Raw genomic sequence first — 12,211 nt, 5'->3', positions numbered from 1 at the left:
ACCAGGGTTGCAACCGGGGCCCCGTTCACCGGTTCAGTCGGCCCGGTCCCGCCCGGCGCTTCCCGGCCCGTCGGACGGCACCAACTCGATCGCGGAGACGGGGCAGCGGGACGCGGCCGCGCGCAGCGCCGGCAGCGCCTCCGGCCCCGCCTCACGCACGCGCGGCAGCACCAGACCGTCCTCCTCCGACTGCTCGAAGAACTCCGGTTCGAAGAGCGCGCAGGCACCCGAGCCCACGCAGCTGCCGCGGTCCACCCGAATCCCGACCCGCGCCGCGTCTTCCACCGGCCTCACCAGAGGACCGGCAGCGTCTCGACGCCGAACTGCGGCGCCAGCAGCCGGAAGCGCAGCTCCTCCGCCCCGGCGCCGAGCCGCAGGCCGGGGAACCGCTCCAGCAGCCCGGTGAACGCGACGCGCAACTGGAGCCGTGCCAGCGCCGCGCCCAGGCAGAAGTGGACGCCGTAGCCCAGTGCCAGGTGGCTGCCGGGTTCCCGGGTGATGTCCAGGCCGTCCGCGGCACCGCCGTCACCGCCGCTGCCGCCGTCGCCGCTGCCGCCGTCACCAGCGCCGTCACCGCCGTACGGGCAGCGGTTCGCGGCGAACACCGAGCACGACACCACCTCGCCGGCCTTGATCACCTCACCGCCGATCTCCACGTCCACCAGCGCCGTGCGCGGCGAGACGGCCGCCACCACCGACGTGTACCGCATCAGTTCCTCCACCGCCCGGTCCATCAGCTCGGGCCGCTCCCGCAGCAGGGCCAACTGCTCGGGATGGCACAGCAGCGCCAGGGTCCCCAGGGCGATCGTCTCCGACGTGTTCTCCAGCGAGCCGTTGGCGACGCTCTCGCAGATCCCGATCAGCTCCTCGTCCGACACCGCGTCCCCGTGCTCCCGGATCAGTGCCCCGGCCAGGCCCTCGCCCGGATCACGACGCTGCGCCGCGACCAGCTTCCGGAAGTGCCCGATGTACTCCGATGTCGCCGAGTCACGGCGGGGGCTGTACCGGGAAACACGGTGATCGGCGAGACGGGACAGCTCGGGCAGGTCGTCCCGCGGCAGGCCGAGCAGCTCGGCGAGGACCAGACCGGAGACCGGCCGGGCGAAGTGCCGCATCAGGTCGGCGGGCCTGCCCGCCCGCTCCAGCACGTCCAGGCGCCGCGCCACGATCCGCGTCATCATCGGTTCCAGCGTCTTCATCCGGCGCACCGTGAACATCGGCGCCACCAGTCGCCGCAACCGGGCGTGCTGCTCCCCGTCGGTCTGCAGCAGGCTCCCCGGGTGCGGATCGGGCCTGTGGCCGTCCTGTTCCGGGGGCGGCATGCTGGAGAACCGCTCGGCGTCGGCGAGGATCTGCCGTACCAGCTCGCGGTCGGTCACGAACCACTGAGGCATCCCTCCCGGGCGCCCGAACAGCGGCTTGCGCGCGCTGATCTCCAGGAGTTCCGGCACCGGGTCCAGCATGTTCCGGCGCTTGTCGATCGGGATGTCGAACGACTGCGTCATGCGAGTCCTACCTTTCTGACACGGATGTGTCGTCGGCCCCGGGTTCGGGCGAACCCGTCACGAGCCGGTCCGCGACCGCCCGGCCGACGGCCGCGGCGTGCGCGCCCCGAAGCATCCCGGCGTGGTCGGCGGCGATCTCCAACCCCTCGATACGGCCGGCGATGTACCGCTCCCAGGCCGTGCGCGCCGTCGCGAGCGACATGCCGGCCGGATCACCCTCGGTGGCCAGGAACAGCAGCGCGCCACCGCCGAACCGACGGGGGGTGTACGCCTGCGCCAGCCGGAACAGGTACTGCCTCGTCTCCTCCATGTTCAGCGAGAACGCATCGGCCGGAGCGTTCACCACTCCCGAACCGTCGAGCAGGGCCCGCCCCTCCTGGTCCGCGCGGCCGTCGCCGCGAACCCGCGTGCCGGCCTCCCCCTCGCCGGCCTCCTCCGGACCGCCCACGCTGTCCCGGTGGTGTCCGCCGGGGAAGCCGTCGAGCAGGGCCAGCAGCGCGACCTGTTGGCCCTGCCGCTCCAGTTCCACGGCGATGGCCTGGGCCAGCACCGCGCCGAAGGACCAGCCGAGGAGCTGGTACGGCCCCTCGGGCTGCACCGACCGGATTCGGTCGACGTAGTCGGCCACCATCGCGTCCACGCTGTCCGCCATCGCCCTGCGGTCGGCGAACCCGGGCGACTGGAGGCCGTAGACCGGCAGGTCCTCGGGCAGATGGCCGAGGAGCGCGGCGTAGCACCAGGCCAGGCCCGTGCTGTGGTGCAGGCAGAACAGCGGCGGGCGGGAGCCACCGCTGCGCAGCGGCAGCAGCGCGTCGAGGCCGTCGCCCCGCCGGCCGGCGCGCCGCGGCGCCGTCGGACCGGCAACGCCGTCCGCCGCGGCGCGCGGTCGCACCAGCCCGTCCGCGCTCCACGCGGCACGCCGCCCGGTGCGCAGCATCAGGCCGCCACCGGACCCGAAGGGGTCGGCGACGAGGCTGCCCGCGGTGCGGCCCGGCGCGCCGGCATAGGCGCGGGCCAAGGACGGTCCCGCCACATACAGGTCGCCCGCCACGCCGACCGGGACCGGGCGAAGCCACTCGTCGAGGACGTAGGCACGGGCGGTGCGGGGCAGGGGGATGACGGACCGCGCGGGCTCGGCCCCCGGCTGCCCGCCCGCGGGCTCGACGGCAGGCTCGGTGGCGCGCTCGGCGGCAGGCTCGGTGGCGGCCTCGGTGGCAGGCTCCACCGCGACGGTGCGGCCTCCGCGCAGCGCGGCCAGCAGCCCGACGAGCAGTTCGGTGACGGTCGCACGCGTGTCCAGGCGCACCGCGTCTCCGGCCGACTCCGGCGGCGGGGAAGCCGCCTGACGGTCGATCACCCGGCCGAGCAGGGACCGGTGGTCCACCAGCTCGCCCACGAGCGTGCCGTCCGGCGCCCGCGCGGGCAGCACCACGGCCGGGTGGGACGGCAGCGGGTCCGGGACGGCGACGGCACGGCGCAGGCGCCTGCCCCCGGCCCGGATCGCGTCCTCCACCCGCAGCACCGTCACCGCCTCCGCCCCGGGGGTCCTCCCCGGCGCACCGGCCGCGGCGCCGCCCGACACGACGAGCGCGGCCGGGCGGGCGCAGCCCAGCGCGGCGGCCGCCGCCAGCGGGCCCTCGGGGCCGTCCGGGTCGGCGATCAGGCACGCGGCACCGGACCGGAGCACACCGAGCACGGCGACCGCCCAGCCGGTGCCGGGCCGCACCGCCACCACCACGACGTCGCCCGCGCCCGCCCCGCGCCGGTTCAGCCGCGCGGCGAGCCACGCCGTCGTACGGTCCAGGGAGTCGCGGCTGAGCAGGCCGTGCCGGTCCTGGACGGCCACGGCACGCGGGTCGCGGGTCGCCCATTCGGTGAGCGCGGGGAGCACGGTGCTGTCCGGGACACGGGCCGCGCCGCGGTTCCAGTCCTCGGTCAGCCGCCGCAGCTCCGACTCGCCGAGCAGGATGTCGATCTGGCTCAGTTTCAGTCCCGGGTGTGCCGCCACTTGCCCCAGGAGGCGCAGCAGCCGCCGCGCGAGGTCGACGGCGGTGGCCCGGTCGAACAGTTCCTCGGCGTACTCCAGGCTGCCGTCGAGGCCGTCCGGCCCGCCGTCGTCCCGGTGCCGGTCGGTCAGCCGGACCGTCAGGTCGTACGCCGACGCCGGAGCGCCGAGGTCGACCAGCGAGGCGTCCAGCCCCGGGACCGCCGGGACGTCCCACTTCGCCGCGCTGTCGTCCCGGATGTCCAGGACGACCTGGACCAGCGGATGCGGGTCGCCGGGTGCCTCGCCGGCGAGCCCCAGGGCCGCGGCGATACGCGCGAACGGAACGTCCCCGGACCGCTCCGCCTCCTCGGTGGCCTCCCGGACGCGGACGAGCACGGCCTGGAACGTCGGGTCGCCCGAGACGTCGGTGCGCAACGGGAGCAACCCGGCGAACGGGCCCATGGCGGCGTCGAGTTCGCCCTCGCCCGTCGGCCTGGGCCGCACGGCGCCGAGCGTCAGATCGGTGCCGGCCCCCATCCGGGCGAGCAGCATCGCGAGCCCGGCGTGCACGACGGCACCCGCGGTCACGCCGAGCGGTCGGGCCGTCTCCATCAGGCGGGCGTGCACCGCGGCCGGGACACGCAGCGGCACCGCGCCGGCCCGGTGGCTCGGCCGCTCGGGACGCGGCCGATCCGCGGGGAGCGCGGTGGCGGGCGGAGCGTCCGCCAGCGCGTCCTTCCAGTAGGCGATCTGGTCGCCGGCCACGCTCTCCTTCGTCTCCGCGCCCGCGAGCAGCCTGCTCTCCCACACCGCGTAGTCGGCGAACTGGAGCGTCAGGGGGGCGCGCTCCGTGGCACGGCCCTCCCGGCGCGCGCCGTACGCCACGGAGAGGTCGCGCACGAGAGCGTCCCGGGACGCGTCGTCGCCACCGATCCGGTGCAGGGCGAGGAGCAGGACGTGATCGGTGTCGGAGAGCGTGAACAGGCAGGACGCCCAGGGTGTTTCGCTTCCGAGGTCGAAGCGGCGGGCGGCGCGGGCGGCCAGGGCGGCGGGAAGTTCCTCCTCGGTCGCCGCGACGACCGGGAGCGCCGGGAGGACGGCGGGGTCGTCGGCGGCCAGAATCCGCTGGGTCAGCCCGCCGTCCTGGGTCTCGGCGAAGACCGTCCGCAGGATGTCGTGCCGTGCGGCAACGTCCGCAAGGGCCGCCCGCAGAGCGTCCCGGTGGAGCTCCCCGCGCAGGCGGAGGGCCACGGACGACTGGAGGGCCCGGGTGCGCGGGTTGGCCGCGGCACGCCGCCAGACGAGTCGCTGTCCGGCGGTCGCCGGCGCCTCGCCGTTCTCGCGCTCGACCGGGACCAGCGAGGGGCGCGACTTCGTGCCCAGGACGCGCGCCGCGCCGATCGGCGTCGGATCTCCGAAGAACTGCTTCAGGTTCAGCTCGGCGCCGGTCTCCGTGCGGACCCGGCCCGCGAGGTGCATGGCGAGCGCCGAATTGCCGCCCAGGTCGAAGAAGTTGCCGTCGGCGGCCACCCGGTCGACGCCCAGCACCGTGGCGAACAGGGTGCACAGCAGTGCCTCGGTCCCGGTCCGCGGAAGAAGGCCGGACCCGTCGCTCTCGGGGTCGGGGGCGGGGAGGGCGGCCCGGTCGATCTTGCCGTTGACGGTGAGGGGCAGGGCGTCGAGAACCACGACGGCGGAGGGGACCATGTAGTCCGGCAGACGGGTCGCGGCGAACTCGCGCACACTCGCGGCCTCGGGAATCCCGGTTCCGGGGCCCCTACCCTCGGCGGTTTCGTCCTCGGTGCCCCCGTCCTCGGCGGCTCCTCCGTCCTCGGGGCCGGCCGGAAGGACGTAGCCGACGATGCGCGGGTTGCCCGGGCGGTCCTCGCGGACCGTCGCGACGGCCGTCCTGATACCCGGGTGGGCGGCGAGGACCGCTTCCACCTCGCCGAGTTCGACGCGGAAGCCGCGGATCTTCACCTGCTCGTCCGCGCGCCCGACGAACGCCAGTCGGCCGTCTCCGCCTGGCAGCCAACGGACCAGGTCCCCGGTGCGGTACATCCGACCGCCGTCGCCACCGTCGCCACCGAACGGGCATGCGACGAACCGTTCCGCCGTCAGGTCGGCCCGGTTGATGTAGCCGCGGGCAAGCCCTTCGCCCGCGATGTACAACTCACCTGTGACGCCTACGGGGACGGGACGCAGGTACGCGTCGAGGACGTAGGTACGGACGTTGGGCAGCGGACGGCCGATCGCGGGTGCCGGGTCCTGACCGGTGATGCCCTCCTCCAACAGGACGGCCGTGGTGATGACGGTGGCCTCGGTCGGACCGTAGGTGTTCCACACCCGCGCGTTCTCACGCCACTTCGCCGCCAGGCCGGCCTCCAAGCGCTCCGCACCCAACACCCAGTTGGCCACCCCGGGAACCGCCTCCGGCTCCAGCACACCCAACAACGACGGCACGACGCTCGCCACTTCGACACCCGACGCCCCGACCATCCGCGCCAACTGCGTACCGTCCAGCCGCTCTTCGGACGACGCCACCGCCAAGGCCCCACCCCCGGCCAGGGTGACGGCCACATCCAGCACCGCAGCGTCAAAGCTGAACGACGCGAACTGCAACGCCGTCACGCCCGCCTCGACACCCAGGACCGGACGCATGGCGGTGGCCAGGTTCGCCACGGAGGCGTGAGCCACTGCCACACCCTTCGGCCGCCCCGTCGACCCCGACGTATAGATCACATACGCCAACTGGTCAGAGACAACCGCAGGCAGATCGCCCTCGTTACTCCCCACCTCATCGAGCAGGACCGTCTCGACATCCGCCGACAACCGACCAGCGGTCTCAGGCGTCACCAGCACCAACTCGGCGTCGCTGTCGGCCACCATGAACACCAGCCGCTCCGACGGGTACTCCGGGTCCAGCGGCACATACGCCCCACCCGCCTTCCACACCCCCAGGATCGCCACCACCATCTCGGCCCCGCGCGGAAGACACAGCCCCACCCGCGACTCACGACCCACACCCCGCGCCACCAACCCCCGCGCCAGAGCATCGGAGCGCGCATCCACCTCCGCATACGACAGCGCCCGACCCCCCGACCACAACGCCACCGCGTCCGGAGTCTCGGTCACCCACCCCCGGAAACGGTCCAGCACCATGCCGGACTCAAGCGGCCGCGCCGTGGCATTCCACTCCTCCACGACCGCGAACCGCTCGGGCTCCTCCAGCAGGTCGAGGTCGCTCAGCCGCACCCGCGGATCAGCCGCCACCTGCTCCAGCACCCGCACCAGCCGCTCCACCAGCCGACGCATGGTCTCCTCGTCGAACAGGTCCACGGCGTAGAGGATGCCGCCGCCCAAACCGGCCGGGGCACCGCTGCCGGAACGGCGCTCGACCAGCGCGAGCGAGAGATCGAACCGGGCCGCCGGGTCATCCGCCGGCGGGACCTCCTCGACGGACAGCCCTTCGAGGTCCCAGCGCGCCTCGGGCACGTTCTGGAGCGCCAGCATCACCTGGAACAACGGATTACGGGCGGCCGAACGGGCCGGGTTCAGCTCATCCACCAGCCGCTCGAACGGCACGTCCTGGTTCGCGTACGCCGCCAGGTCCGACTCACGAACACGCGCCAGCAGATCACCGAACGACGGATCACCGGATGCATCGGACCGCAGGACGAGCGTGTTGACGAAGAACCCCGCCAACTCCTCCACCAGCGCATCCGTCCGACCTGCGACGGGCGTCCCGACACAGACGTCCTCCCCGGCGCCCATCCGCGCCAGCAGCACGACCAACGCGGCATGCATCACCATGAACATCGTCGTCCCGCTCTGCGCGGCCAGCTCGACCAATCGCGCATGCGTGGCCGCGTCCACGTCCATCGGCACCGAACCGCTCCGGAACGAGGGCGCTGCGGGCCGCGGACGGTCGAACGGCAACACCGTCTCCTGCGGCGCCCCCGCCAACACCCCACGCCAGAAAGCAACCTGCCCCGCACCCGCGCTCTCCGGGTCGTCCAGTTCGCCCAGCACTTCCCGCTGCCACAACGCGTAATCCGCGTACTGGACCGGCAACGGCTCCCAACCCGGCTCGGCACCCGACAAGCGGGCCCGATAGGCGGTCTGGAGATCCTTCGCCAGCACACCCATCGACCAGCCGTCCGTCGCGATGTGATGCGCCACCAGCGACAGAACCCACTCCTCCTCCGAAACTCTCAACAGCGTGGTCCGCCACGGCAGGTCGACCCGGACGTCGAAGCCCCACCGCGCCTCCCTTTGCATGAGCTCGCGCCAACGATCGCCGGCCTGCACCACCTGAAGCGGGGGACGGCCTCCCGCACCCGCACGGATCTCCTGATACGGCACACCCTCCACATCCGGGAAGACCGTCCGCAGACTCTCGTGACGGTCGGCGATATCGCCCAGCGCCGCCCTGAGCGCCTCGATGTCGAGACGCCCGGCAAGGCGCAGGGCGAAGGGCAGGTTGTAGGGAGCGGCCTCCGTGTCCTCGCTCCCGGCGTCCTCGAACCGGTTGAGGAACCACATGCGCTGCTGCGCGAACGACAACGGCACCCGCTCCGGACGCTCCCAACGCCTCAACACCACGCCCGCCGACACCCCAGTGCTCTCGACCAGCCGCGCCACCCCCGCCACGGTCGGCTCCGCGAACACCTCACGGACCCCGACCGACACCCCCAACGCCGACCGGATGCGCGCGATCAGACGCATCACCTTCAGCGAGTCACCGCCCAGTTCAAAGAAGCTCTCCTCCGCCCCGACCTGGTCCGCCGCCAGGTCCAGTACCTCTGCGAACAGGGTGCCCAGCGTCTCCTCGGTCGGGGTCGACGGCGCACGGCCGCCGTCCGCGGCACGCGCCGGCTCGGGCAGAGCGGCACGGTCGATCTTGCCGTTCACCGTCAACGGCAGGGCGTCCAGCAGCACCATGGCGGACGGCACCATGTAGTCCGGCAGCCGGGCGGCGGCGAACTCCCGCACCGCGTCGGTCCGCGGCTCCCGCCCGGTCGCGGGCAGCACGTAGCCGATCAGCCGCTGGTCGGTCACCACGGCCACGGCCGTCTTCACGTCCGGGTGGGCGGCCAACGCCGCCTCGACCTCGCCGAGTTCGACGCGGAACCCGCGGATCTTCACCTGCTCGTCGGCACGTCCGACGAACTCCAGCCGCCCGTCGGCCATCCAGCGCACGAGGTCACCGGTGCGGTACATCCGCTCGCCGTCCGCGCCGAACGGGCAGGCCACGAAGCGCTCCGCCGTCAGGTCCTGGCGACCGATGTACCCACGTGCCAGGCCGTCTCCGGCGATGTACAGCTCACCCACCACACCCACCGGCACAGGCCGCAGATACGCGTCCAGGACATGCGTGCGGACGTTGTCCAGCGAGCGGCCGATCGGCGGCGGCGCATCCTCGGCAGTGATGCCCCTGGGCAGCAGCGTCGCTGTGGAGATGACGGTGGCCTCGGTCGGCCCGTAGGTGTTCCACACCCGGGTTCGCGCCCGCCACTTGGCGGCAAGGCCGGACTCCAACCGCTCGGCGCCCAGCACCCAGTTGCCGACCCCCGCCACGTCCGCCGGCTCCAACACACCCAGCAGCGAGGGGACGACGCTCGCGACCTCGACACCGTAGGTCTCCACCATGGCGGTCAGGGCCGCCGGGTCGAGACGCTCCTCCGGGGAGGCGATCGCCAACGTACCCCCGGCTGCCAGCGTCACCGCGAGGTCCAGGACGGACGCGTCAAAGCTGAACGACGCGAACTGCAGCGCCGTCACGCCCGCCTCGACACCCAGGACCGGACGCATGGCGGTGGCCAGGTTCGCCACAGCCGCGTGGGCCACGGCGACGCCCTTCGGCCGCCCCGTCGAACCCGACGTATAGATGACGTACGCCAGCTGGTCGGCACCGACCTCCGGCAAGTCACCCAAAGCGCCGTCGAGTTCGTCGGCACGGGCAGTGGCGACCCCCTCCGGCAGTCGACCGGCGGTCTCGTCCGAGACGAGCACGAGCCCGGCACCGCTGTCGGCCACCACGAAAGCCAGACGGTCGGACGGGTACTCCGGGTCCAGCGGCACGTACGCCCCACCGGCCTTCCACACCGCCAGGATCGCCACCACCATCTCCACCCCGCGCGGCAGGCACAGCCCCACCCGCGACTCACGACCCACGCCCCGCGCCACCAACCCCCGAGCCAGCGCGTCGGAAAGGGACTCCACTTCCGCGTACGTCAAGGAACGCCCGGCGGAGCCGAGCGCCACCGCTGTCGGCGTCAACGCGGCCCACTCACGGAACCGCTCCACGACGGTCGTGACATCGGCATCGCGTGCGGTGGCGTTCCGCTCGACCGCGACAGCGGTCCGCTCGGCCTCGTCCAGCACCTCGACGGCACTCAGCAGCAACTCCGGGTCGGCCGCGACCTGTTCCAGTACCCGGGCGAGGCGCTCGGCCAACCGGCGGACGGTCTCCTCGTCGAACAGATCGGCCGCGAACAGGATGCCGCCGCCCAGGCCGCCCGGTTCGCCGTCGGCGGTGCGGAACTCGTTCAGGGCCACCGACAGGTCGAACCGCGCGGCCGGGGCGGACGGGGGCGGGATCATCTCGACCGTCAGGTCGTCGAGGTCCCACTGCGCCTCGGGCACGCTCTGGAGTGCCAGCATCACCTGGAACAAGGGGCTGCGGGCCCCGGAGCGCGCCACGCCGAGTTCGTCGACGAGCCGCTCGAACGGCACGTCCTGGTTCGCGTACGCGGCCAGGTCGGCCTCGCGCACCCGCCGCAGCACCTCACGGAACGACGGGTCTCTCGTCACATCCGCCCGCAGGACAAGGGTGTTGACGAAGAACCCGGCCAGCCCCTCCAGGTGCACGTCCGACCGGCCGGCGACCGGGGTGCCGACGCAGATGTCCTCCCCCGCGCCCATCCGCGCCAACAGCACCACCAGCGCGGCATGGACCACCATGAACATCGTCGCCTCGCCCCGCGCGGCCAGCTCCACCAACCGCGTGTGCGTCGCCGCATCCACGTCGATCGGCACCGCACCACTGCGGAAGGACGGCACCGCCGGCCGCGGACGATCGAACGGCAACACCGTCTCCTGCGGCGCCCCCGCCAATGCGCGACGCCAATGCTCGACCTGCCCCGCACCCGCGCTCTCCGGGTCGTCCAGTTCGCCCAGCACTTCCCGCTGCCACAGCGCGTAATCCGCGTACTGGACAGGAAGCGGCTCCCAACCCGGCGCAGCACCCGACAAGCGGGCCCGGTAGGCGGTCTGGAGATCCTTCGCCAGCACACCCATCGACCAGCCGTCCGTCGCGATGTGATGCGCCACCAACAGCAGAACCCACTCCTCCTCCGAGACCTTCAACAGCGTTGTGCGCCACGGCAGTTCCACCGCCAGGTCGAACCCGCGCCCCACCTCCTCCTGCATCAGCTCTTGCCAGCGATCGCCGGCCTGCACCACCTGAAGCGGAGGATGGCCCTCCGCGCCCTCGCGGATCTCCTGGTACGGCACGCCCTCCACATCCGGGAAGACCGTCCGCAGACTCTCGTGCCGATCCGCCACATCACCCAACGCCGCCCCGAACGCCTCGACGTCGAGACCGCCCACGAGGCGCAGCGCAAGAGGCATGTTGTACGCGGCGGCCCCCGCGCCGTCGATGTCCTCGCCCTCCATGCGGTTGAGGAACCACATCCGCTGCTGCGCGAACGACAACGGCACCCGCTCCGGACGCTCCCGCCGCGCCAACGCCACGACCGTCGACGCCCCAGCAGCGTCGACCAGCCGCGCCGCTCCCGCCACGGTCGGCTCCGCGAACACCTCACGGACACCAACCGAGACCTCCAGTACCGACCGGATACGCGCGATCAACCGCATCACCAGCAGCGAATCACCACCCAGCTCGAAGAAGCCCTCCTCCGCACCCACGCTCTCCACGCCCAGCACCTCCGCGAACAACCCGCACAGGACCACTTCCGTAGGCGTCACCGGACCCCGGGAGCCACCGGCACCGAGATCAGGGGCAGGAAGGGCGGCACGATCCACCTTTCCGTTCACCGTCAACGGGAAGGCATCGAGCACGACGACCGCTGACGGGACCATGTAGTCCGGCAAACGGGTGCCGGCGAACGTACGGAGGTCTTCGGCGTCCGCGTCCCCGACGACGTAACCGACCAGCCGGCCCTCCCGCACCATTGCCACGGCCTGGTCCACGCCGGGATAGGCGGCCAGGGCGGCCTCGACCTCGCCGAGTTCGATACGGAAGCCGCGGATCTTCACCTGCTCGTCCGCCCGCCCGACGAAGGTGAGTTGGCCGTCCGCGGTCCAGCGGACCAGATCCCCGGTCCGATACATCCGACCGCCACCGTCTCCGTCGCTGCCGTCGCTGCCGTCGCTGCCGTCGCTGCCGTCGCCGAACGGGCACGCCACGAACCGCTCCGCCGTCAAATCCGCACGCCCCGCATAACCCCGCGCCAAACCAACCCCCGACACATACAACTCACCCACCACACCCACCGGCACCGGCTGCAAAAACCCATCCAGCACAAACACCCCCGCATTCCGCAACGGACGCCCGATCGGAACACTCCCCACGACACCCACACCCACCGAATCCACACCCACCGCACCCGCATCCAACGGCAAACTCATCGCCGCACACACCGTCACCTCCGTCGGACCATACGCATTCACCATCCGACGCCCCACCGACCAC

Annotated in this window: 3 protein-coding genes; all 3 read right to left on the bottom strand. The window is 72.7% G+C overall.

Annotated features, from left to right (window positions below; all coding sequences use genetic code 11):
- Nucleotides 1-33: 33 nt before the first annotated feature.
- Genes ACIPAE_RS36775 through ACIPAE_RS36765 form a run of 3 tightly spaced genes read right to left on the bottom strand, consistent with a single transcriptional unit; the run spans nt 34 to nt 12,192 of the window.
- Entirely contained in the window at nt 34-285 is a 252-nt protein-coding gene (locus ACIPAE_RS36775; RefSeq protein ID WP_329372616.1) for a ferredoxin, read from the bottom strand.
- 5 nt (nt 286-290) lie between these two features.
- On the bottom strand, nt 291-1,505 hold the full coding sequence (locus ACIPAE_RS36770; RefSeq protein ID WP_402451366.1) for a cytochrome P450: 1,215 nt from the start codon (nt 1,503-1,505) through the stop codon (nt 291-293).
- 7 nt (nt 1,506-1,512) lie between these two features.
- A complete protein-coding gene (locus tag ACIPAE_RS36765; RefSeq protein ID WP_402451364.1) occupies nt 1,513-12,192 on the bottom strand; it encodes an amino acid adenylation domain-containing protein in 10,680 nt (3,559 codons plus the stop codon).
- Nucleotides 12,193-12,211 lie beyond the last annotated feature (19 nt).

Source organism: Streptomyces sp. NPDC087270, from assembly GCF_044744625.1.
Taxonomy (GTDB): Bacteria; Actinomycetota; Actinomycetes; order Streptomycetales; family Streptomycetaceae; genus Actinacidiphila.
This window is presented reverse-complemented; position numbering and strand designations above follow the sequence as displayed.

Coding starts and splice junctions, on each gene's coding strand:
- ACIPAE_RS36770 (WP_402451366.1), bottom strand. CDS start 1,505: ATGACGCAGTCGTTCGACATCCCGATCGACAAGCGCCGGAACATGCTG.
- ACIPAE_RS36765 (WP_402451364.1), bottom strand. CDS start 12,192: ATGGTGAATGCGTATGGTCCGACGGAGGTGACGGTGTGTGCGGCGATG.